The following is a 22,739-nucleotide window of genomic DNA, read 5'->3' as shown; positions in this document are numbered from 1 at the left end:
TCGAAACGATCGGCTAAAGCCGCTCTTTTTCGTTTGGGCTCCAGTCATTCAAGTCTAAGCGCTCTTGCTCACACCCTTTGTAGTCGGGTTCGCAAGAGCAGCTTTGGCGTGCTTTCGCAAGTCGGAAACGTGCAAGCGATGCTTGCCCTTATTCCGACTTACTCCAAGCATCCAAAGCTAACCGCTCTTACTCACACCCTTAGTTGGGTTCAGGCTAGCAGAAATAGCTCCTCTTCACAAAGAGTCGCCGAAGACTTACAGTCTTCTCTGACTCTTTGCTCCAGAGGTCTATTTCTCCCGCTAGCCTTCACACCCTTTATAGTCGGGTTCGGTCGCGCAGAAGTGGCTCCTCTTCACAAAATCCTTTCGAAGTCTTTCAGCCTTCTCAAGTCTTTTGCTCCAGAGGTCCACTTCTACCCGCGCTCCCTCACACCCTTAGCCTTCAATATGATAGGGATAATAGTCACTGGCGTCCTCGCCGAAGCGTTGGTAGAAGTCGTCGAGGAAGGCTGTTTGGATTTGGTCGGCAGGAGCTTTTTGGCAGGCTTGGAAGTAGGCGGCTAGGAGGTAGAAGGCGTAGTAGGGGACCCGGTGGCCGGCCTTGCTGTCGCTGATCATGTAGAGGGGGTGGTCTCCTTGGTGGTGGTCGAAGAATTCTTGGGTGAGGTTATAGGGGACGACGGCATCGTTGACGGCGTGCCAGAAGAAGATGGGACGGGCGCCGATGCAGTCCGCTGCTTGGCTCAGGTCGACTTGGGCCATTTGTGCAAGGATGGCTTGGACTTGGGCCTTTTCTTCGTCTGTGACCTCGATGGCTTCGGGGAAGTAGTTCCGGCAGAGGGCCCGGGCGTAGTTCTCTAGTTGGGGGGTGCCCATGAGTACACCGGCCTGGTCGATTTCGGGATAGGCTCGGACCAGCATGCAGGTCGTGATGCCACCCATGGAGAGGCCGGAGACACTGAGGCTGACGGCATCCAAGAGGCCTTGGTCTTGGTAGTAGTCCTTGATGAGGGGGAATTCCTGGACGTTACGCAAGAGGACTTGGAAGAAGTCGGCGGGCTCTAAGCGTTGGTCGAAGTCCACCCGCTCTCCGTGCCCATAAGCATCGGGCAAGAGGACCCGGAATCCGCGTTGGACGAGTTCTACAGCCAGGGTGGCGCCTTGTTCCTTGGAATTGGTCCAGCCATGGTAGAAGATCACCAGGGGCAGGGCTTTATTTTCTTGGCCTTGGGGGCTATACTCATAGCAGGGAATTGCTTCGATCATTAGTTTACGAATCGTATACATGGAAAGACCTCCTTCATGTCTTGGTCTTAGTGTACGCTAAATTAAAATAAATTGCGACAGTTTAGGAGTTTATCATGCGTTTACAAGAATTTATCCAGCAGACTTGCCAGCTTTCCTCGCGGCGGGCTCGGCAAAAAATTGCCCAAGGACTCGTTAGCGTCGATGGTGACTGTGTGCGAAATGGCAATTACTTGGTAGATCCCGCCTGGCACCGGATCCAACTTGGCGGCCAGGACCTGCCTTCACACTTAGGCCACCAGAACTATCTCTTCTACAAGCCAGTTGGTCTGGTCAGTGCCCGCCGCGATGACCGCTATGCGACGATCTTTGACGCCCTGCCAGCCGAACTCCAAGACCTTAATTTATCCATTGTCGGTCGCTTAGACCGGGATGCCCAAGGTCTCATCCTCTTGACCAATAATGGCCAGCTGCATTATCTCTTGGAGAACCCGCGCTTCCAGATGGCGAAGACCTATCGGGTAAGGGTGAATGGACCCTTGGATGACCAGGACGTAGCGGCCTTTGCGGAGGGGATTATCTGGTCGGATGGTTATGTCTGCCAGCCTGCCCAGCTCCTGATAGAAGAAGTGGGCCGCCAAGCTTCCCAGGCTTGTTTGACCATCTATGAGGGCAAGCGCCACCAGATCAAGAAGATGTTCCTAGCCCGGGGCGTTAAAGTGACCCGGCTGGAGCGGCTAGCGATTGGCCCGCTTTCCCTCGACCGTCAGCCCCTCCAGGAAGGGCATTACCGTGAGCTAACAGTGGGGGAAGTTAGTGATCTGAAGGCTTTGTTTAAGCGGGTCCAACGCTAGGCTTGAGCTTTCGGACCTCCTTAGTCAAGGCACTTGTCTCCCCAGGGTTGTGTGAGCGCTCACAATTTACTGTTCAAGTCCAGGGAAATATACTATAATGACAAGTGATGACGAAGATAAAGGAGAGAATTATGCGTATTCTACATGTCCAAGCCCAATTGCCTTCGAAGACAGGGAGTGGGGTTTACTTTAGCAATCTAATTAAGGGCTTAGCAGGGGAGATGGATCAAGCCTGTGTCTATGGGGCCTATCCTGGCTATGACTGGGATCTTCTCCCCGAGGACCGCCAGTATGTTCTGACCTTTCCCAACTCTTATTGCGACTTTCCCTTGCCCGGCATGAGCGATGTGATGCCCTATGAAAGTACGGTTTATGGGGAAATGACGCCTGCTATGATCCGGCAGTGGAAGTATGCCTTCCTAGAAGTGCTGACCAAGGCCTATGCAGAATTTCAGCCGGATGTCATTCTCTGCCACCATCTTTGGTTCTTGACGGATATGGTGCGCCAGTGGTTCCCAGAGGCTAAGATCTTTGCGATCTGCCACAATACTGATCTGCGTCAGGCCCAACACCATCCCCAGCTCGCCGCCCAGTATACCCGCCATATCAAGGACTTGGACCAGGTCTTTGCCTTGTCCAGCCAGCAGATCGACCGCATTGTGGCGACTTACGGCCTAGCGCCCGAGCAAATCGCTGTCCTAGGTGGGGGCTATGATGACAAGATCTTCTACTTCGAGGACCAGCAAGTGACCGAGCCCTTGCAGCTGCTCTATGCGGGAAAGATTGCTGAGGCCAAGGGAGTCTTTGCCCTAATTGAAGCCTTTACCCAGCAATTGAAGGACCGTCAAGACTTGCAGTTGCACTTAGTAGGCAACGGCAACCCAGAATCCTTGGCTAAGATGCATGAGCTCATCGCAGGCGATGCGCGGATCCACTACCAAGCTGCCGTCCCCCAAGACCACTTGGCCCAGCTTTTCCGCCAGGCAGCAGTCTTTATCTTACCGTCTTACTATGAAGGCCTGCCCCTAGTGGTTGTAGAGGCCATGGCTTGTGGCTGCTATACGGTGGTGGCCGACTTTCCAGCCTTGGTCGACCAGCTGGATGACCGCTTGAACCAGAGCGAATTGATCGAATATATCCACTTGCCAGGCTTGGTCAACCAGGATGAGCCCGTGGCCGAAGACTTACCGGCTTATTGTGAGGCTTTAGCCCAAGCGATTGTCCGTCAGGCTAACCGCTTCCGCCAAAAGCCCCAGCTTGCTGCTTCTTATAAAGAAGAAATCCGCAAGAATTCCTGGCCTGGTCTGGTTGACTATCTCTTGGACTTTTTAAAGCAGGCTTAAATTTGTGAAAAATAATTGTTTTGTTTCCCTGAAAACGGTATAATCATTTAGAGGAAACGCTTTCTGAGGAGGGATCTTTTTGCAAAAATATATTTATAATTTCAAAGAAGCTAATGGGAAGATGGTGGAGAGCCTCGGCGCTAAGGGGGCCAGCTTGGCTGAAATGACCAAGGAAGGTTTGAACGTTCCCAAGGGCTTCGTTATTTCTACCGCAGCTTGCCAGAATTACTTGTCCGGTAGCCAGCAAGGCCTGAGTCCTGCTATTGATGTGGAATTGGAGGACGCCATTAAGGACTTGGAGAAGCGGACCGGTAAGTCTTTCAATGATCCCAACCACCTACTTCTGGTCTCTATTCGTAGTGGGGCAGCCCACCATCTTCCTGAGAACCGCGAAAGTATACTGAACGTGGGTTTGAATGATAAGAACGTGGAACACCTTGCGCGGAGCACCAAGAACCGTCGTTTCGCCTATGATTGCTACCGTCGTCTCCTGCAAATGTACGGCCAGTCGATTTATGGGATTGACCGCGACTGCTTCCAGACCAAGTTAGATGAGGCCAAGGCTGACGAAGGTGTAGAACGGACCCAGGACTTGTCCTATAACCGCTTGCGCCTCCTCGTCAACCAATTCAAAGATGTCTACACGGAAGAAGTCGGCATTTCCTTCCCGCAGGTTGTCACCACCCAGATTGCTGACGCGATTAAGGCCATCTATAAGAATTGGGACTCTGATTACATGCGTGAGCAGAGAAATAAACTCGACCTGCCTGAGGACCTAGGCACTGCTGTGATCATCCAAGAGATGGTCTTTGGGAATGCAGGCGAAGAGTCAGGAACCGGTATTATTGTGGTCCACCAAGACCAAGACGAGAAGGATCTGGAAGGGGAATTCTTGCTCCGCGGTCAGGGGGAAGACGTGGTGATCGGCAGCGGGGAGCCCATGTCCTTAGCTGAAATGAAGGACTACTTCCCAGAAAACTACGACTACCTGGTTCAAGCTGTAGCAACCATGAAGACCTTCTACAATAAACTAGAAAACCTAGAATTTACGATTGAAGATGGGCAAAGCTTTATTCTAGAAGCCCATGGCAAGTAAGCTTAGTGGATGAGACTGGATAGAATTCCGGTCTCTTTTTTTGTGGGTAAAAGGGTGCGGGGAGCGTCCCTTCTATGAGGGAGCAAGTTTCAAATGGAGGCTTTATTAGAGAGTTGGCAACTTGCGAATGGGGCCTTCGTTAGCAAGTTGTCCCTCTGCTAGACAAGCTGCCTCTACCCACCATAATGAAAACAAGCTAGCCTAGTTCTTGGCTAGCTTGTTGATCCTTATATTATATTTCTACCATTGATTGTGCCATGTTTTCCTTGAACTTGCTTTAGTAATCCACACTCCTGATCTTTGGGTGAAGCTTGATCGTTGCTAACCCACATTCCTAGGGTTTGGTTGTGGGGTGCATGCCAAGTCTCACACCCTTGTAGTTGGGTTCGAGGATGCAGAAAGGGCTCCTCTTCATAAAAGGACGTCGAAGGCTCGCAGCCTTCTCTGTCCTTTTACTCCAGAGCTCCCTTTCTCCCGCATCCTCTCACACCCTTGTAGTCGGGTTCGACTTGGCAGGCTTGGAGTGATTTCACAAGTAAGAAACGAGCGAATGCTTCGCTCTTTTTCTTACTTGTTCCAATCATCCAAGCCTAACCGCCAAGTCTCACACCCTTTCATATACAATTTTTGTCGAGAATTCTGACTTTTGTAACGCTTACAAAATTAAATCTTTCAAATAATCAAGCAAAAGCATTCCAATTGAGGGGAGAATTTGCTAGGATTATTAAATAGAACGTGCTATTGTGCTTAATTTGGCACATTTGTTTGGGGGGCAGAATTATGTCAAATCGGATTGGCGGCAAGCGGAAGATTGGGCTTGTACCGCGACTTGTTATTGCTATTATTTTAGGGATTATTGTGGGACAATTAAGTTTTATTCCAGAAATTGTCTTTCGTATTTTTACTACCTTGTCAGCTATTTTTAGTTCTTTTTTGAATTTTATTATTCCTTTTATGATTCTGGGCTTCGTGGTGCGGGGGATTGCAGATCTCGCGCATGGAGCTGGGAAGTTGCTGGGGGTTACGGTTTTGACGGCCTATATCTCGACAGTGGTCGGTGGGCTTTTAGCTTATTTTGTTTCGGTTAACCTCTTTCCGCTCTTTATTAGCGAGGAATTGGTGGCTAACATTAGTCAGGCTGGGCCCGGTTTAGAGCCCATCTTCACCATTCCCCTGGAGCCTTTCTTCGATGTGACTGGCGCCATTATTTTTGCCTTCATTATGGGCTTGGGGATTTCCTGGCTGCGCGGTCATGGCCAAGGTCAGGCTCTTTATGAGATCTTTACGGATTTTGGAGATATTATTGTAAAAGTACTCAATACTATTATTATCCCGCTCTTGCCCTTCTATATCTTCGGTAATTTCGTGAACCTGAGCTACAGCGGCTCGGTCTTCTCGATCCTGAATGTCTTCTGGAAGGTCTTCCTGGTGGTGCTCGTCCTCCACTTCTTCTATGTGGGCTTGCTCTTCTTAATCGCAGGGACCTATGCCGGCAAGAGCCCGGTCATGTTAATCAAAAACCAGATTCCCGGCTATATGACCGCCCTGGGGACCCAGTCTTCGGCAGCTACTCTGCCGGTTAACTTGAAGTGTGCGGCCAATAATGGGATTTCAGAAGATATTGCCAACTTCGTGGTGCCGCTGGGGTCAACGATTCATATTGCAGGTTCAATGATTACCATTACATCTTGTGCAACCACCCTGCTGCTCATGTATGACCTGCCCCATGACTTCTCGATTATGATTGGCTTTATCATGATGCTGGGCGTGGCTATGGTTGCGGCACCGGGCGCGCCAGGGGGTGCCATTATGTCGGCCCTGCCTTTCCTACCGATGATCAATATCACTAGCGAAACCATGAACCAGTTGATGATTTCCTTGTACATCACCCAGGACAGTTTCGGGACTGCAGCTAATGTGTCTGGCGATAATGCCATCGCTGTCTTCGTGGATAAATTCTACAAGGATCGTATTAAAAATAAATAACCAAGTAGCGTCAGTCTTCAGGATTTTTGAAGAGCTGGCGCTTTTTGTTTTTATTCCTAGGTAAAAAGTTGTCTTTTTATGAATAATTTGCTATTCTTAACTTATACTTGTAACAAAATATGCATATAAGGAGGAACTATGAAAGCAAGAATTAAAAAAGTGCTATCTTTTCTAGGGCTGGTGCTTTTTACCGTATTGGTAGCAGGAGCTTGTCAGTCGACGAGTGAGAGTGACCAGTCTTTGGAAGCTGATCAGGCAAGCACTGAATCGATTAGCCAGTCGACCAATGATAGTGACCAAGTGTTACGCGTTGTAACAACTTCTGAAAGATATACGCCATTCTTTGATAAATTTACGGAGGAGACGGGCATCCCAGTGGAATTCTTATCCATGTCCAGTGGTGAGGTGCTCTCGCGGATGGAAGCTGAGCAAGGCGAACCCATGGCGGATTTGTGGTTCGGTGGTGGGTTAGACGCCTTCATCTCTGCCAAGGATAAAGGACTCTTGGAACAATACCAGAGTGAGGCTGTAGAGACTCTGCCAGAAGCCTATCGCGATCCAGACGGCTATTGGTTGTCTAAGGGCCTTACAGTGGGCGGATTATTAGTCAATGACCAAGTGCTCGAGGAACTTGGACTTGAGAAGCCAACAACTTGGGAAGACTTAACCAAGCCCGAATACAAAGATGAAATTATCATGAGTGACCCTGCGGTATCGGGAACCATGTATGCTATCGTGAAAGGTCTCCTCGATCAAAAAGGAGAGTCTGACGGGTGGGCTTACTGGCAAGCTGTGGATGCTAATATTCCTTTCTACGGTAAGCGCGGGAAAGACCCCGAAGAAAAAACGGCAGCCGGTGAATTTGCGATCGGGATTGTCCCAATTGATGCGTCAAGCTTTGAAACGGCTGAGAAGAATGGACTAAGCGCAATCTATCCAACAGACGGTATCCCTTGGGTACCAGAAGGGGTAGCCATCTTTAAGGGTGCAGCTAATGCCGATGCTGCTAAATCCTTTATTGATTTCATGCTAAAACCTGAAAATCTTTCTGAATTATCTAAATTGGATGGTAAGGATACAGCTCAAACGGTTAATCCAGACGAGGTTGAAGCTTTAGACCTAGGCTTAGAGACCAATGACCTCATTGAACAAGACCTCAGCACATTTGGTTCTGCACGTGATCAAATTCTTGAAAAATGGGCAGAAATGACCAAGGGTAAAGAGAGTAAATAGACCTTATGATTCAAAGGAGTGGGGCTTAGAACTCACTCCTTATTTTAATGGAGGTAGTTATGCTTATGGCTAAATGGACAAAAAATTTACTAGCTAGTTTACTCGCAATTAGCCTCATCATTTTTATTTTATGGCCAGTTTTAGCGGTCTTTATTTCGGCTTTTCAAGTGGGAGAAACGAGCTTCTCCTTGCAACCTTTTTGGGCTTATCTGCAGGGGCATGGGGATTTGATCAAGCAGTCGCTAGGGGTGAGTCTGACTGTGATGCTTTTAACCAGTGCCCTCGCCCTCAGTTTAGCCTTATATTATGTCGGGGCACCATTAAAAATACAAAAGCTTTTACGCTTTTTCTTGTTACTAAGCTTAATTTCTCCTCCTTTTATTTCATCACTTGCTTACATTAACCTCTTTGGTCGGAGAGGCTTGATTACCTATGATTTATTAGGCCTTCGTCTGGATCCATATGGTTTTTGGGGGATCGTGTCGATGGAGACTTTGGGTTTTATTTCCTTTTCGACATTGTTATTGATCAATGCCCTTCAAGCTTTGGACCAGGAAATGATTGAAAGTAGCCGATCTTTAGGTGCTTCTGTGACCCAGCTAATGGCGACTGTCTTACTTCCCATGATTCGCTCGAGTATCATTGTGGTGATGCTTTTAACTTTTATTCGTAGTCTGGCGGATTTCTCGACGCCGACTATTATTGGGGGGAATTATTCTGTTCTCGCGACTGAGGCCTATCTTCAGATGATTGCTTATGGAAACCCGGAGAAGGCGGCGCTGATTAATGTGATTATTATCTTACCAGCTTGCCTTGCTTTTTATTTTTACTTAAAAGAGAATAATCGTCAGTTAAGCAGTAGCAAGGTTACCAGAGAAGGACGTTTGTTTACAGCTACAAAGAGTAAAACTTATATGGGGTTAGGTTTATTAACTTGGTTAGTCTTGCTCCTCTTGTTGGCTCAATATGGTTCGATTGTCTATCTTGCTATCACAGATAAGATTAAGGGAGAAAGCTATTTTACCCTATCTGCTTTTAGAGAAGTACTGCCTTACTTAGAAGATAGTTTGCTTCGAACGCTGGTCTATGCTTTAATCTCTGCATTAGTTGCTGTTCTGCTCTCTTCGCTACTAGCTTACCTAGAGCACATACAAAATCAAAGTTATTTCAAAGCTATGGACCTTGTGTCGATGCTGCCCTATATTATTCCCGGTTCCTTCTTTGGTTTAGGTTATATTCTCGCTTTTTCGGGGAAACCTTTAGCTTTAACAGGAACGGCAGCTATTGTTGTCCTGAATATGACCTTTAAATTAATGCCCCTTAGCGCTAAGATCATGGGTACCGCTGCTGTAGGTATGGATCCTAGTATTTTTGAAGCCAGCCAGGACCTTGGGGGGCACTGGTACCAGGATTATCTAAGGCTCTTTCTGCCTTTAAGTAAGCGGGCGGGTCAGTTGGCCTTGGTGAATGGCTTTATCTCGTCGATGACCACTTTTGGCTCGATTATTTTCTTAGTCTACCCTGGGCAAAAAGTGCTGACGCTCGTTCTCTTTGATATTATTGGCTCGGGCAAATATCGACTAGCTTCTGCTCTTTCCTGTATTCTGATGGGCATTTGTATCGTTTTTGCAGGGCTTACCTTTACTTTAGGGGATCGAAAGGAGTATGGACATGCTATTAACCGTTAAGAATTTAAGTAAATCATTTGGCAAGCAGCAGGTTTTGAATGACATAAGTTTTGATTTGAAAGAAGGCAGTCTGCTAGCTGTTCTGGGCCCGAGTGGTTGTGGCAAGACGACCTTATTACGTTGCCTAGCTGGTTTTGAGCAGGTTGACCAGGGTGAAATTTCCTTAGATGGCCAGGATATGCTCAATCTGCCAGCCCAAGATCGGCCCATTAGTACGGTCTTTCAATCGTTTGGTCTTTTTCCCCATCTCAATGTAGCCGATAATATTACTTACGGCTTACGCATCGCAGGGGTTCGTAAGCCAGAACGTCAGGAGCGGGTGGCGGCGATAGCGAAGACAGTCGGATTGACTCAGTATCTTCAAGCCCGTATTCAGGACTTGAGTGGCGGCCAGCAGCAGCGGGTAGCCCTAGCGAGGAGTCTTGTGATTGCCCCACGTTTATTGCTTTTGGATGAGCCTTTTTCGAGTTTAGACCGCCGGTTGCGCTTAGCCATGCGTGAAGAAGTCAAAGATATCCAGAGACAAACAGGTGTGACCACTATTTTAGTTACCCACGACCAAGAGGAGGCCTTCGCTATGGCTGACCGGATCCTCTTATTGGACGCAGGGCGGATTCAACAGATAGGAAGGGGACCAGACTTATATGAAGAGCCTGAGAATTCATTCGTCTTGGATTTTATCGGTCAGGTCAATCATTTAAAGGATGGCAGCTATGTTAGACCTGAAGCCATTCACTTATCCGCGACAGCTCAAGCTAATTACAGGGAAGCGGAGGTGGTTGAACGCCATTACTATGGACCGGCGCGTTCTTATCTGCTTGCAGGAGAGTCTGATCGGTTATGGGTGCAAGTGCTGGCAGCCGATGATCCTGAACTCCAAGTCGGCGATAAGGTCTATTATTATATGCAGCCTCAGAGCCTAAGTCGATAGCAATATAAAAAGCCTCATGCCCACCCTTCGAACAGGGTCAGGCATGAGGCCATTTTTATATTAAGAGGCTTGGCTGAACTGGGCATTGTAGAGGGCGTAGTAGAAGCCCTGCTTGGCCATGAGTTCGTCATGGTTGCCTTTCTCAATGATGCGACCGGCGTCGAGGACGATGATTTGGTCGGCATCTTGGATGGTGGAGAGGCGGTGGGCAATGACGAAGCTGGTCCGCCCTTTGAGCAGCTTGTCAGTGGCTTGTTGGATGAGCTTTTCGGTCCGGGTGTCAATATTGGAGGTGGCTTCATCCAGGATGAGGATGTCGGGGGTTGCCACCAAGGCCCGGGCGATAGTGATCAGCTGGCGCTGGCCTTGGGAGATGTTGGAGGCATCTTCGTTGATGATGGTGTCATAGCCATCGGGGAGCTTCTTCACGAAGTCATCGACGTGAGCGGTTTTGGCTGCGGAGTAGACTTCTTCAGGCTCAGGGACCCGTCCCTGGGCTCCGTAGGCAATGTTGTCGTAGATGCTACCGCGGAAGAGCCAGGTGTCTTGGAGGACCATGCCCATCTGATGGCGGACCTCATCGCGGCTGTAGTCCCGGATGTCGACGCCATCAATGCGAATGCTCCCGTCATTTACCTCATAGAAGCGTTCCAAAAGGTTGATCAGGGTGGTCTTCCCAGCTCCAGTTGGTCCCACAATGGCAACCATCTGTCCTGGCTCTACATCGAGGCGGAAGTCTTTGAGGATCATTTGGTCAGGATCGTAGCCGAATTGAACATCTTGGAAGCTCACCTTATAGTCGCTTTCTTGGGGAGCCAGGCCTGATTCCACGATCTCCATATCGTCTAACTCTAGGAATTCAAAGATCCGTTCCGCTGAAGCCAGGGTGGATTGAATCTGGTTGACGATGGACGATAATTGAGAAACGGGTTGGAAGAGTTGGGGGTTGTACTGCATCAAGGCTTGGACATTCCCCAGGGACATATGACCGTTGACGACTGATACTCCGCCGACAAGGGCAATCAGGACATAGCCCACATTCCGGATAAAGTTAACGGAAGGGAACATAATCCCTGAGATGAATTGAGCTTTCTGTGAGGTATTGTAGTAACTTTCAGTTTCTTCTTCGAATTTTTCCAGTTTATGCTTCTGTTGGTTAAAAGCCTTGATTTCGATTTGGCCATTGTAGTCTTCTTCAATCAGACCGTTGATGGACCCTTGGAGCCGCTGTTGGTTAGCGAAGAGCCGCTGGGAGATGGGGGTGATGAAGGAGACCATCACAATAGTCAAAGCGACGGCCCCGAGCATCATCCCACCAATACGAGGGCTGATGGAGACGATCATGATAGCCACACCGATGAAGAGGGTGGTGGACATGATGGCCTGGGAGATATTTTGTTGCAGGGTGGCTGCGATATTTTCGATATCGTTGATGGCCCGGCTGAGAATCTCACCATTTGGCGTTTGGTCTAGGGTAGAGATGGGCAGGCGGTTGAGCTTGTCGCGCATGGCCTGGCGCAATTCGGAAATGGTCCCTTGAACGGCCTTACTGAGCAGGAAGTTCTGCAGGTAGCGGCCCAGCCCAGTCAGTAGGTAGAGGATGGCTACTTTGATGAGGATACTAACAATTCCCTCAAAATCAATGACATAGCGCATCTGACCGTCGACTTCTTGCAGGCCTTGGCTCACCCCGTCAGCAATCAGAGTGGTCGCTCCCCCGAGGATTTTCGGAGCGAAGATTTCCGTTACTGAGGCGAAGACGGAGAAGAAGATCACGGCAAAGAAGGTATACTTGTATCTGCCGAGAAAACGAATCAGCTTACGCAAGGCACTAAAAGTAGATCTTGGTTTCACTTCTTTACTCATTAGTCACTTACCTCCTTTAATTGGGATTGAACGATGGAACGGTAGATCGGGGTATCTTCTTGCAGGCTCTCGTGGCTGCCGGTTCCCGCGATGCTGCCGTTGTCGTTGAGGACAATAATCAAATCAGCGTCGGAAATGGTGCTGACACGTTGGGCAATAATCAAGTTGATGGTTTGGTCATCTAGGTTCTTCAAAGCTTGGCGCAGGTTAGCATCCGTCTTGGCATCTAAAGCCGAGAAAGAGTCGTCGAAGACATTGACCGGCGATTGCTTGATCAAGGCCCGGGCAATACAGAGCCGCTGTTTCTGGCCTCCTGAGAAGTTCGAACCGCCTTGTTCGACGCGCCGGTCCAGCTGGTCAGAGAAGCTGGAAACAAAGTCCGCAGCTTGGGCAATCTCAAGGGCCCGCCAGATTTCTTCATCTGTGGCATCAGATTTACCGGCTAACATATTCGAGCGGATGGTGCCCCGGAAGAGGTTGGCCTTCTGTGGCACATAGGCGATGTAGCAGCGCAGGCTGTTGAGGTTGATGTCTTCGAGCAAGTGGCCGTTAATGCGGATCTCGCCGGACGACCGGTCGTAGAAGCGCAGGAGCAAGTTGGCGATGGTCGACTTACCAGACCCTGTCCCGCCAATAATCCCCAGGGTCATACCTGGCGTCAGATGGAAGTCGATGTCGTCGAGGACATTGGATTCGGCCCCATCATAGGCGAAGTGGACATGGTTGAAGTCGATCTGTCCAGCTTCATCCAGGGAGAGGACTTGGCCACCATTCTCAGGTGAGTGGATCTTCTCAGGCGCTTCCAACACCTGGTTCACCCGTTCTGCTGAGACTTGGGCCCGGGGAATCAGGACGAACATCAAACCGATAAACATGAAGGAGACCCCCATGATCGCCGTATAAGAGATAAAGGAGAGGATCACTCCCATGTCCAAGGATTGGATGGCCGTTAAACGCCCGCCATACCAAACCAGGAAGACAGTCGTCAGGTTGAGAGTCGTCATCATGACGGGAATTAAGAAGGCCAGGCGAACTTGGGCGCCGATAGCGGTCTGCCGGTAGTCGTCGTTAGCTTCCTGGAAACGGTCGGATTCATACGCATTCTTATTGAAGGCCCGGATAACCCGAACCCCTGTCAGCCCTTCGCGGAAGATCAAGTTCATCCGGTCCACTTTCTTCTGCATGGAGCGGAAGAGGGGGGAGGCGGTGTAGATCACAATTCCGATAGCGATGGCGATGATAGGGATAGTGGCCAGGTAGGTTTGGCTCATTTGCGGACTAGCTTGGTAGGCCATGGTGATACTGGCAATCAGCATGGCGGGGGAAAGCAAGAACATCCGCAGAACCATCATGGTAGTCAATTCGATCTGTACAATGTCAGAGGATGACCGCGTGATGAGGGAGGCGTTCCCGAATTCATCGTAGGTATCCTTGGACAGGCGTTGCACCTTGGCATAGAGGGCATTGCGAAGGTCGCGTCCCAGTCCTTGTGAAGCCTTGGAAGCAAACCAGATATTGGCCAGGGCAGAACCCACAATGAGCAGGGTCATGATAAACATTTGCCCGGCAATGCCCCAGATGGCATCGAAGTTACCCTGGGCTACCCCGTCATTAATCAAGCGTGCGGTCAAGGTAGGCAGGAGTAATTCCGTTATTCCCTGCATGAAGGCAAAGAAGACGCTGAGGATAATCAGCGATTTGGGCACACGTTTTAAGAGTTTAAGCATGAATGATCACCTTTCTTTCTATTTTTTACAAATTGATCGCGTTGATCCGTTAAGACTTGCAATACTTTGGCCCGGTCCTGGCTAGATAAGTCGGAACAGAGCTCAGCTTCTAAATCTTTAAAAATCCCATTAATCTTCTCAACTTGCTCGTGGCCGCTAGCGGTCAAAAAGATTTGCTTTTGCCGGCTATTATCTGACGCGGTTTGCCGATAAAGATAGCCACGATCTTCTAAAACATTCAAAATGTTACTGATCGTGGCCTCGTGTTTGCCGAGATAGGTCGCCAGTGAACGCTGGATAGGCCCGGCCTCCCGGTAGATATAATGGAGGGTCTGGGCCTGGATCGGGTTGAGGTCAACTTCCTTTAAGCGTTCGAAGAGGTATTTCTTCTGTAGGTTTGCTAATTGAAAGATTAAATGGGAAATGGTTAAGGCATCTTTAGTCACCTGTCCATCTCCTTTTGGAATTATGTTGATATGTGCTACTTATCCATCATAACGGATTATACTTGTAAATACAAGTGATTTGATTTAAATCTTAAAATTTACACAATACTTACCGAAAACAGGCTGAAACTTTACAATCTTTGGCTATAATGAGCTAAAGGGCGGCATTCTGAAAAATCGAATGTTGCTCTTTTTTGTAAAGTTGTGCTAAGAGCATGCGTTCCGCTTTTGAATTTGGGCCTTGAATGATAAGTGGATCAACACGGCTGAAGCCGTCTTGTACTTTATCCGTAAGTCGTTAAAGCTCCAACGGCTAAAGCATAGCACTGGCTCGAGCAGCTTCATCTCTAAGTCGCTTCGCTCCTGCTCAAAATTGGCTGATAAAGGGCTATTCTTTTCTTACTCGTCATCCATCTTAAAAATAGATAATCGCTCTTTTTTGGTGAAATAATGATAAAATAGAATTAAATTAAAGGAGGATGATTCTTATGACAGAAACTGTTAAAGATTCAAATTGTGGCTACTGTGTCCAAGGCGAGCCGCTCGCTCAATTCGGCTATTTAGTAGGCGAGTTGCCCCATAGCCTGGTGATTATCTTCAAGGAGCAGTCCCATCCTGGCCGCTTGATTGTGGCTTACAAGGAACATGTCAGTGAATTGGTGGATATTTCTGATGAAGACCGTGATGCTTACTTCGCTGAGATTGCCCAAGTGGCTAAGGTCATGCACCAAGTCTACAAGCCAGACAAGATTAACTACGGCGCTTATGGGGATGGTGGGTCCCATCTCCACTTCCACCTAGTGCCTAAGTATGAAGGCGAAGTGGAATGGGGGACGCCATTTGCGATGAACTTGGACCAAAAATACTTGTCAGATGATGAGTATGAGGCGATGGCAGAAGACTTGCGCCAAGCATTGGCTTTATAAGCTGATTTAGTGCGCTAAGACCAAAAGAAGGCAGTGAATGAAGGGATAAACCTCCATTCACTGCCTTTTATTTTGTTTTTACCAGCATTTATTGTGCTTGGCTATGAAACTTATACGGGCTTAGTCTTTCTTGTCTTCTTCTGAATTTTCTTGGTGGACGGCATCGAGGATGGAGACGCGTTGGCGGTCTTCTTCGAGGACCTTGAATTGCCAGTCGCCGACGCTGAAGCGGTCGCCTTTTTCTGGGAGCTTGCCAATGTGGTGGACCACAAAGCCGTTGACAGTATGGAAGAGTTCGGGCTCTTCTAGGGGTAGGTTGAGGATTGGCATGGCCTTGTCGATGGCACAGCCCCCGCTGAATTGATAGTGTTCTTGGGGGATGAGCACGTCGATATCATTGAAGACCACGTCATCTTCGTCCCAGATCTCGCCAACCAATTCTTCTAGGACGTCTTCCATAGTGGCAATCCCCATGACGCCTCCGTGTTCGTCGCGGACAACAGCCATATGAACCTTCTGCTTCTGCATCTTGCGCAGGAGGTTGGCTAATTTGATCGAAGGGGGAATGAAGAGGACATCAGAGAGAATACTCTGGAGGACCACTTTTTGCCCACGCTCACGCTTGGCCCGCAGGTAGCGGTTGAAGTCTCGCTCGTGGAGGGCACCTAGGACATTATCGATATTCTCGTCATAAATCACCAAGCGCGAATAAGGATGTTCCATGAAGGCCTGGTCAATGCTTTCGTCGCTGTCATGGATGTCCGCAGCAACCAGGTCAATCCGAGGGGTTAGAATAGAGGAAACGGTCCGGTCGTCGAAGTTAATGGCGGCCTTGACCAAGCGCTGTTCATCGTATTCAATCGAGCCACCCACCCGGGCTTCGTCCACCAGGGAAAGCAATTCTTCCTCGCTGATTCCTTCCTGGCTTTCGATGGGGATGATACGTTGGACGAGCTTCTGCCAGAGGTTAATCAACCAAACAAGAGGTGTCATTAGCCACATGACCACCCGCAAAATAGGGGTTGAGAACTTGGCAAATTGTTCCGGCATCAATTTGGCAATTAGTTTGGGTGTGATCTCTGAGCAGAGCAAAAGGATCACCGTTGTCGCAATGGTCGAAATGCTCGCCCCATAGCGCGGGAACCAGACCAAGAGAACCACCGTTGCGATAGCAGACGCCCCGATATTCACAATGTTATTGCCAATCAAGATCGTCGATAATAAGGATTCAAAGTCTTCTTGTAAATTGAGGGTTTGTTGGGCTCGCTTATCGCCATTCTCCGCCTCATTCTGCAAGCGAATCCGATTCAAAGATGTAAAAGCTGTCTCCGAAGCAGAAAAATAAGCGGATAAAATCACACATAAGATAAATAAGGCGATCGACCCGACGTAACTCTCATCCATTCTGAAATTCCTCCTATAAATTGTAAGATAAACACTACCCGAGCCCCAGTCGAAAGGGGGGCTTGGATAGTGTTTGTTTAAGTGTATACTAGTCTAGGTTTATTGTATCATGAAATTATGGGAAAACCTATTTATGGGAAGTAAAGAAATTATAAAATAAATTCAGATGAATAAATCAGAGTTAAAAATAAATAAAAGAAAGTAAAAGAAATAACTTGAAAGCGAATGAACTTTCGTCTACAATATAAATTAGGAGGACAAGAAATGTTAGCACAGGAGCGTTTGGACCGGATAGCTGATTATCTGAAGCTTGGACAATCAGCGACCGTTAAGGAATTAGCCCAAGAGTTTGGAGTATCAGAAGTAACGATTCGAAAGGATTTAAATGAACTCGAAAGCAAAGGCTTGATTGAGAAGGTCTTCGGCGGTGCCATCTGGTTAGGGCCTGATCAGTTGATTCGTACCGAGATCAAACCGGATGTGAAGCAAGATACCCGCCAAGAAGATAAAGCCCGCTTAGTGGAAGAAGTTTTAGAAAACATTTCACTTGGCGATAGTCTCTTCTTAGATAATGGAACAACCAACCGTTTGTTAGTCGCAAAATGTCGCCAGTATTATGATGTTTTAACAATCATTACTTGTGATTTAACCATTGCCCTTGAAGCGACCCAAGCCCCTAATTATCGGGTGATTCTATTAGCGGGGGAATTATCCAACCTATCGAAAACAAGCCGCGATTTTGCTGCAGTCGATCGTTTACGTTCCTACCGTGTAGACACGGCGATTATGGGTTGCGATTCTTTCTCTAAAGAAGGGGTCTATACGACTTCAAATGAGAAGGCGGCGCTCAAGTCCTCGGCATTAGAAATCGCCAACCATCGTATCTTACTGGCAACAGGCGAAAAAAGTCGCCGGCGCAGCCTCTTGCGTTATGCGCCTATGACAGACTTCGATAAGTTGTACACCAGTCAGGATGCTGATTTGGATGGTTTGCATGATATCAGTCACTTAGAAATCAAAATTTGTTAAGGAGTGTATGATAATGACTAAAGAATACGTTGTACTAACTATGGGCGACCCAGCAGGCATTGGGCCTGAAATTGTCTGTAAGTCTTTTGCCAAAGAGGGGGTCTTCGCTGAGGCCAATGTAGCGGTGGTAGGCGATGCCGATATCCTAAAATTAGCAGATGAAATTTGCCAGACTGGCTTGACCATCCATCCGATTAATTCCTTTGAAGAAGGCAAGTATGAGCCAGGTACCCTGGATGTTTTTGATCTCGATAATGTCAATATGGATACCTTCGAGTGGGGCAAGGTATCTGCCGAATGTGGCCAGGCTTCTTACGATTACATCAAGAAAGCCTACGAATTGGCCAAAGATGGGCAGGCAGCCGCTATGGTAACGACAACGATCAACAAGGAGTCATTATCTGAAGCAGGAATTAAACAACTCGGTCACACGGATATTCTTCAGGACCTAACTGGTGTTGATGAGCCCTTGACCATGTTCGAAGTCAAAGGCCTACGCGTGACCTTCTATTCTAAGCACGTGTCTCTAAAAGAAGCCTGCGACTTAATTTCTAAGGAAGGCATCAAGCACTACACCAAACGAACCATGGACGCTCTAAAAACCTTGGGGGTTGAAGATCCGTCTGTTGCGATTGCCGGTTTAAATCCCCACTGTGGGGACGGGGGCCTCTTCGGGACGGAAGAAATTGACTCTATTATTCCTGCCGTGGAAGAAATGCAGGCTGAAGGGATCAAAGTTTACGGCCCAATCGGAGCTGATTCCGTCTTCCACCAAGCTCTAATGGGTAAGTATGATGGGGTACTTTCTCTCTACCATGACCAAGGTCATATCGCGACGAAGATGGTTGACTTTGACCGGACCATTTCCATTACCCATGGTTTGCCTTTCTTAAGAACGTCGGTGGACCACGGGACGGCCTTCGATATTGCGGGGACTGGTGTAGCTGATGAGATCAGCTTGGATGAAGCGATTCGTCTAGCCTGCCACTATTCTGGACGCTTCAAAGCTGCACATGAGCAAGTTTAAATGATTATAAAAGGATGGGCCGAGGTCTTTACCCAGGGACCATCCTTTTCTATTCTAATAAAATGTAAACGCTTTAATTATAAGGGGGATATTTATGCGTACTTTAATTATTGCGGACGATATGACGGGGGCCAATGTCTCCAATTCATCGCTCGCTAAAAACGGCTATAAAGTTGGAACAATTAATAATGCCAATTATATTGCAGACTATGAAAACTATGACGCTTTAGGAGTTCATACGGATTCACGGGGCATGGAAGCTGAAGCGGCCTACCAAGCTGTGGTGGACAAAATGAAATCTGTCCAGGGGCTCCAGGTCGACTTCTACAATAAACGGATCGATTCCACCATGCGCGGCAACTGTGGAGCTGAGCTGGATGCGATTTTAGACCAGGTCGACGAGGATACCCTGGCAATAGTCGTGGCTTCTTATCCTGATTCAGGAAAGATTGTTATCGGAAATTACATGCTGGTGGATGGGGTGCCATTAGAACTCACAGATGTGCGGAACGATCCAACAGCACCCGTTGATTCTTCCAAAATTTCAACAATCTTTAGAGAACAGACCGACCGTGAAATTGGCGTGATTACCGTTGAAACCATCATGCAGGGTCAGGAAGCCATTACAGACACCATGCTAGCCCTCAAGGACAATGGGGCAGAGATTATTGTCATCGATGCCTTTACGAATGAAGATATCGAGACCATCGCCCAAGCAACTCTGGCAATGAAGCTTCCATTTGTTGCTGTGGATCCCGGCCCCTTCACTTATTACCTAGTTAAGAATTCCGACCAAACGACAGGGATTAAGACCAAACAGAAGATGCTCTTTACCATTGGTTCGGTTTCGACCATCGCTATTGCCCAGATCGCCCGCTTCCGGGCAGAGCTAGCGCCCTATGTGGTGAAGATCCAAGCCGAGGACTTGCTCTATGACGGCCCGGACCAAGCAGAGATTGACCGGGTGAAGAATAAAGTCCTCCAACACTTAGACGATAATCAGATGTTCCTTGTCGCCACCATGATGCAGAAGGAAGACAAGCTGGACCTCAAAGCGGCAGCCCAGAAAGCTGGTCTGACTGTCCGCCAGGCTTCCGAACGTATCAGCGATAAGGTCGCAGAGATTGGCTCACAGATTGCCCTAGCCATGGGCGACCAGCTCGGGGGCGTCTATACTTCAGGCGGGGATATCACCAAGGCCTTCTTAGAGAAGACAGGAACCACCGGCATCCAAATTAAAGATGAAGTCATTCCCCTGGCGGTCTATGGGACCATTATGGGCGGCGACTTAGATCATAAGAGTATTATTACCAAGGGTGGTCTCATTGGCGACGAATACACCCTCTATGAATGTGCCGACTTCTTAGCGACCAAGATTGCCAGCAATTACTATGTAGAAGAAGGTGTTCACCATGTCAGCTAGTACACAGATTATCCTCGCCTTAATCTTTGCCATGGTCCTCTTGATCTTCATGCTCACTAAGACCAAGATCCACGTCTTTCTCGCTTTGATTATTACGAGTTTACTCACGGGTATCCTTGGTGGCATGGACCCCATTGAAACCGTCAATACGATTAAGGAAGGTTTCGGGACCACCCTAGGGAACTTAGGGATCCTCATCAGTTTCGGTGTCATGATGGGGAAATTACTAGAAAAATCGGGAGCCGCTGAGCGAATTGCCCGCAGTTTCCTCAAAGTTTTCGGTAATGGTAAGGAAGAAATGGCCGTTAATGTCACGGGTTATATCACCTCCATGTCCATCTTCTGTGTGCCCGGTTTCGTCATCCTCTTCCCTCTGCTCAAGGTGATCTCCCGTGCTAAACGTAAGTCCATTGTCTCTTTAGCCATTGCGACAGCAGGTGGCCTTGTCCTCACCCACTCTATTGTGGTTCCGGCAACGGGACCGATCGGGACAGCAGGAATCTTCGGCGCTGACCTCGCCCAGATGATGTTCTGGGGGATTGTGATTACCATTCCCATGGCGATTGCCCTTGTAATCTATGCTCGCTATATGGGCAAGCAGATCTACCGCCTGCCCGATGAAAGTGGAGAAGGCTGGCTTGAAGGTGACCAAGCCCGTGCTTTAACGGGTCAAGAAATTGCCGAAGAACAGACCGACCAGCAAGAACTGCCAGGGACTTTAGTTTCCTTTGCTCCCATTATTGTGCCCATCCTACTGATTCTGGCTGGGACTTTTGCGAGCCAGGCAGAATCAAGCTCCTTCTTCATCCAAACTGTTGCCTTCCTAGGCCAACCGGTCTGTGCCCTAGGGATCAGTTTGCTCATAGCTATTATCTTCCTCAGCCGGTCCATGACCCGGGACCAGGCCTTGGCCTTCATGGACGAAGGGATTGCAGGCGGGGCTAAGATTCTCCTGATTGTGGGAGCTGGTGGCGCTCTAGGAACGATTGTAAATGCTTCTGGCGCTGGGGATGTGATTGCCAATTATATTGCCGGCACCTCAATTCCACCAATCTTATTGCCGTTGATCATTTCGACTTTAGTACGTTTCATCCAAGGCTCAGGGAATGTGGCAGCTATGACCGCCGCTTCCATTACAGCGCCTATCATGGCGACACTGGGTGTGAGCCCTGTCTTTGCTGCCCTGGCCGCTTGTGTGGGTTCCATGTTCTTCTCCTACTTCAATGATTCTTACTTCTGGACCATTAATGAATTAATCGGTAATGAGAAGGTTAAGGACCAGATTCGCACTTGGTCTATCCCGACCACCATCTGTTGGGCGATCGGGGCCATGATGATCCTTGTCCTCAATGCTTTCTTTGGCTAAGAATGCAGAGGCTATGACAAAAGGCGTTTAGCTCTGAATCACTGGAACAAGTTAAAAAACTTCATATCTTAAGGGCTGGATCTCTTGCTCCAGCCTTTTTATGTGATTATAATTTTTTATCATCTACGCCCCTAGAAAGGAATATTTGCCCAGTTCTTTGAATCAAAGGAGTCTCCCCTACCCATCCCACCCCCAAGCCTTTATAATAGGTAGAGAGGTGATAATATGCGAAAGATACGAATGATTCTACTGGCTCTGGTCTGCGTGCTGGTCCTCGGGGGTTGTCAATCGAGGCAGAAGGACCAGGAGACTTATAAGATTGGGGTAGCGACGGACCGGGCGGCAGAGATTTTCCGTCATGTGGGCGACCGTTTGGAGAAGGAAGAGGGCATTAAGATCGAACCAGTTGTTTTCAGCGATTTTGTCCAACCCAATGTGGCCCTAGCGGAAGGGGATATTGCGGCTAATGCCTACCAATATGCTACCTTCCTGGCAGACTTTAACCAGTCCCACCAGACAGACCTCGTTCCCCTGGGCTATTTATCTGTTGAACCGATGGGGATCTGGGCCAAGTCAGGAATCGAGAGTCTGGACCAAGTGCCTGACGGGGCGCGGATTGCGGTGACCAATGATCCCATCAATACGGGAAATGCCCTCATTCAGTTAGAGAAGGCGGGGCTTTTGACCCTCAAGGATTCCGCTGGCCCTGTACCGACTAAGGAAGATATTGCCAATAATCCCAAAAAGCTAGACTTTGTCGAGATGGACGGGGGCCAGGTGCCAAGAGCTTTGGGAGACACAGAGTTGATCTTGACCGGGGTAACCATCGCCAGTGAAGCTGGCTTGGACAAGGAAGCGGCCATTTACTTCGAAGATACGACCAATACGTCCAAACTCTTCCGCTTGAACTTCGTCGTTCGCCGCGAAGACTTAGATGATCCTATCCTAAGAAAGATCCTCGACTATTACCAGACTGATGATACTGTCCGCTATGCCCAAGAGACGGGATCAGGCACCTTCTATCCTGGCTGGGGACCAGGCGAAGATGCGACCAAGGATTATGAAAATTTCGCCCAAGCAAGCTCTTAAATATAAGCCCATTAACAAGGCCTAGCCGCTCTGGCTAGGCCTTTAATATTAACTGCAAAA

General features: G+C 48.5%; 18 protein-coding genes. 13 read left to right on the top strand and 5 right to left on the bottom strand.

Features of this window, described 5'->3' with window-relative positions:
- Positions 1–435 precede the first annotated feature (435 nt).
- A complete protein-coding gene (locus tag QP339_RS09085; protein ID WP_284911248.1) occupies positions 436–1,287 on the bottom strand; it encodes a serine aminopeptidase domain-containing protein in 852 nt (283 codons plus the stop codon).
- 74 nt (positions 1,288–1,361) lie between these two features.
- On the opposite strand from QP339_RS09085, the gene QP339_RS09080 reads away from it, so the two are divergent.
- From QP339_RS09080 to QP339_RS09050, 7 genes are all read left to right on the top strand, one after another.
- Positions 1,362–2,099 (top strand): pseudouridine synthase, encoded by a 738-nt coding sequence (locus QP339_RS09080; protein WP_284911247.1) that lies wholly within the window; start codon positions 1,362–1,364, stop codon positions 2,097–2,099.
- A 131-nt stretch (positions 2,100–2,230) separates the two neighbouring features.
- Positions 2,231–3,442 (top strand): glycosyltransferase family 4 protein, encoded by a 1,212-nt coding sequence (locus QP339_RS09075; RefSeq protein ID WP_284911246.1) that lies wholly within the window; start codon positions 2,231–2,233, stop codon positions 3,440–3,442.
- Between the two features lie 79 nt (positions 3,443–3,521).
- Complete coding sequence (locus QP339_RS09070; protein WP_284911245.1) at positions 3,522–4,538, top strand: PEP/pyruvate-binding domain-containing protein; 1,017 nt, start codon at positions 3,522–3,524, stop codon at positions 4,536–4,538.
- Positions 4,539–5,318: 780 nt separating this feature from the next.
- Positions 5,319–6,524: a dicarboxylate/amino acid:cation symporter gene (locus tag QP339_RS09065; RefSeq protein ID WP_284911244.1), complete on the top strand. Its 1,206-nt coding sequence runs from the start codon at positions 5,319–5,321 to the stop codon at positions 6,522–6,524.
- A 138-nt stretch (positions 6,525–6,662) separates the two neighbouring features.
- Positions 6,663–7,757, top strand: a complete 1,095-nt coding sequence (locus QP339_RS09060; RefSeq protein ID WP_284911243.1) for an ABC transporter substrate-binding protein — start codon at positions 6,663–6,665, stop codon at positions 7,755–7,757.
- Positions 7,758–7,822: 65 nt separating this feature from the next.
- Positions 7,823–9,445, top strand: coding sequence for an ABC transporter permease (locus tag QP339_RS09055; protein ID WP_284911242.1), 1,623 nt, complete (start codon positions 7,823–7,825; stop codon positions 9,443–9,445).
- Positions 9,429–10,376, top strand: a complete 948-nt coding sequence (locus QP339_RS09050; protein WP_284911241.1) for an ABC transporter ATP-binding protein — start codon at positions 9,429–9,431, stop codon at positions 10,374–10,376. Before QP339_RS09055 ends, QP339_RS09050 begins: the two co-directional genes overlap by 17 nt.
- A gap of 60 nt (positions 10,377–10,436) precedes the next feature.
- On the opposite strand, the gene QP339_RS09045 is transcribed toward QP339_RS09050, so the two are convergent.
- Genes QP339_RS09045 through QP339_RS09035 form a run of 3 tightly spaced genes read right to left on the bottom strand, consistent with a single transcriptional unit; the run spans position 10,437 to position 14,415 of the window.
- Positions 10,437–12,242 carry an ABC transporter ATP-binding protein gene (locus tag QP339_RS09045; RefSeq protein WP_284911240.1) on the bottom strand — a complete coding sequence of 602 codons (1,806 nt, stop codon included), beginning with the start codon at positions 12,240–12,242 and terminating at the stop codon, positions 10,437–10,439.
- Positions 12,242–13,969 (bottom strand): ABC transporter ATP-binding protein, encoded by a 1,728-nt coding sequence (locus tag QP339_RS09040; protein WP_284911239.1) that lies wholly within the window; start codon positions 13,967–13,969, stop codon positions 12,242–12,244. The genes QP339_RS09045 and QP339_RS09040 overlap by 1 nt, the downstream gene beginning before the upstream one ends.
- Positions 13,954–14,415: a MarR family winged helix-turn-helix transcriptional regulator gene (locus QP339_RS09035; protein ID WP_070618364.1), complete on the bottom strand. Its 462-nt coding sequence runs from the start codon at positions 14,413–14,415 to the stop codon at positions 13,954–13,956. The genes QP339_RS09040 and QP339_RS09035 overlap by 16 nt, the downstream gene beginning before the upstream one ends.
- 488 nt (positions 14,416–14,903) lie before the next feature.
- On the opposite strand from QP339_RS09035, the gene QP339_RS09030 reads away from it, so the two are divergent.
- Entirely contained in the window at positions 14,904–15,341 is a 438-nt protein-coding gene (locus QP339_RS09030; RefSeq protein ID WP_284911238.1) for an HIT family protein, read from the top strand.
- A 120-nt stretch (positions 15,342–15,461) separates the two neighbouring features.
- Here the strand turns inward: QP339_RS09030 and QP339_RS09025 are convergent, their stop codons facing one another.
- Entirely contained in the window at positions 15,462–16,745 is a 1,284-nt protein-coding gene (locus QP339_RS09025) for an HlyC/CorC family transporter (protein WP_070618359.1), read from the bottom strand.
- A gap of 264 nt (positions 16,746–17,009) precedes the next feature.
- Here QP339_RS09025 and QP339_RS09020 point away from each other — a divergent pair, with 264 nt between their 5' ends.
- The 5 genes from QP339_RS09020 (at position 17,010) to QP339_RS09000 (ending at position 22,679) form a co-directional block, all read left to right on the top strand.
- Positions 17,010–17,774 (top strand): DeoR/GlpR family DNA-binding transcription regulator, encoded by a 765-nt coding sequence (locus tag QP339_RS09020; protein ID WP_284911237.1) that lies wholly within the window; start codon positions 17,010–17,012, stop codon positions 17,772–17,774.
- 13 nt (positions 17,775–17,787) lie between these two features.
- Positions 17,788–18,801 carry a 4-hydroxythreonine-4-phosphate dehydrogenase PdxA gene (gene pdxA / locus QP339_RS09015; RefSeq protein ID WP_284911236.1) on the top strand — a complete coding sequence of 338 codons (1,014 nt, stop codon included), beginning with the start codon at positions 17,788–17,790 and terminating at the stop codon, positions 18,799–18,801.
- Positions 18,802–18,895: 94 nt separating this feature from the next.
- Positions 18,896–20,224, top strand: a complete 1,329-nt coding sequence (locus tag QP339_RS09010) for a four-carbon acid sugar kinase family protein (RefSeq protein WP_284911235.1) — start codon at positions 18,896–18,898, stop codon at positions 20,222–20,224.
- Positions 20,214–21,590 (top strand): GntP family permease, encoded by a 1,377-nt coding sequence (locus QP339_RS09005; protein ID WP_284911234.1) that lies wholly within the window; start codon positions 20,214–20,216, stop codon positions 21,588–21,590. Before QP339_RS09010 ends, QP339_RS09005 begins: the two co-directional genes overlap by 11 nt.
- A gap of 225 nt (positions 21,591–21,815) precedes the next feature.
- A complete protein-coding gene (locus tag QP339_RS09000) occupies positions 21,816–22,679 on the top strand; it encodes a MetQ/NlpA family ABC transporter substrate-binding protein (RefSeq protein ID WP_284911233.1) in 864 nt (287 codons plus the stop codon).
- Positions 22,680–22,739 lie beyond the last annotated feature (60 nt).

It is taken from the genome of Aerococcus sp. UMB7834 (genome assembly GCF_030215145.1).
GTDB lineage: Bacteria > Bacillota > Bacilli > Lactobacillales > Aerococcaceae > Aerococcus.
This window is presented reverse-complemented; position numbering and strand designations above follow the sequence as displayed.

Excerpts from the sequence above, each read along its gene's own strand:
- QP339_RS09085 (WP_284911248.1), bottom strand. The coding sequence starts at position 1,287 with ATGTATACGATTCGTAAACTAATGATCGAAGCAATTCCCTGCTATGAG.
- QP339_RS09080 (WP_284911247.1), top strand. The coding sequence starts at position 1,362 with ATGCGTTTACAAGAATTTATCCAGCAGACTTGCCAGCTTTCCTCGCGG.
- QP339_RS09075 (WP_284911246.1), top strand. The coding sequence starts at position 2,231 with ATGCGTATTCTACATGTCCAAGCCCAATTGCCTTCGAAGACAGGGAGT.
- QP339_RS09065 (WP_284911244.1), top strand. The coding sequence starts at position 5,319 with ATGTCAAATCGGATTGGCGGCAAGCGGAAGATTGGGCTTGTACCGCGA.
- QP339_RS09060 (WP_284911243.1), top strand. The coding sequence starts at position 6,663 with ATGAAAGCAAGAATTAAAAAAGTGCTATCTTTTCTAGGGCTGGTGCTT.
- QP339_RS09055 (WP_284911242.1), top strand. The coding sequence starts at position 7,823 with ATGGCTAAATGGACAAAAAATTTACTAGCTAGTTTACTCGCAATTAGC.
- QP339_RS09050 (WP_284911241.1), top strand. The coding sequence starts at position 9,429 with ATGCTATTAACCGTTAAGAATTTAAGTAAATCATTTGGCAAGCAGCAG.
- QP339_RS09045 (WP_284911240.1), bottom strand. The coding sequence starts at position 12,242 with ATGAGTAAAGAAGTGAAACCAAGATCTACTTTTAGTGCCTTGCGTAAG.
- QP339_RS09040 (WP_284911239.1), bottom strand. The coding sequence starts at position 13,969 with ATGCTTAAACTCTTAAAACGTGTGCCCAAATCGCTGATTATCCTCAGC.
- QP339_RS09030 (WP_284911238.1), top strand. The coding sequence starts at position 14,904 with ATGACAGAAACTGTTAAAGATTCAAATTGTGGCTACTGTGTCCAAGGC.
- QP339_RS09025 (WP_070618359.1), bottom strand. The coding sequence starts at position 16,745 with ATGGATGAGAGTTACGTCGGGTCGATCGCCTTATTTATCTTATGTGTG.
- QP339_RS09020 (WP_284911237.1), top strand. The coding sequence starts at position 17,010 with ATGTTAGCACAGGAGCGTTTGGACCGGATAGCTGATTATCTGAAGCTT.
- pdxA (WP_284911236.1), top strand. The coding sequence starts at position 17,788 with ATGACTAAAGAATACGTTGTACTAACTATGGGCGACCCAGCAGGCATT.
- QP339_RS09010 (WP_284911235.1), top strand. The coding sequence starts at position 18,896 with ATGCGTACTTTAATTATTGCGGACGATATGACGGGGGCCAATGTCTCC.
- QP339_RS09005 (WP_284911234.1), top strand. The coding sequence starts at position 20,214 with ATGTCAGCTAGTACACAGATTATCCTCGCCTTAATCTTTGCCATGGTC.
- QP339_RS09000 (WP_284911233.1), top strand. The coding sequence starts at position 21,816 with ATGCGAAAGATACGAATGATTCTACTGGCTCTGGTCTGCGTGCTGGTC.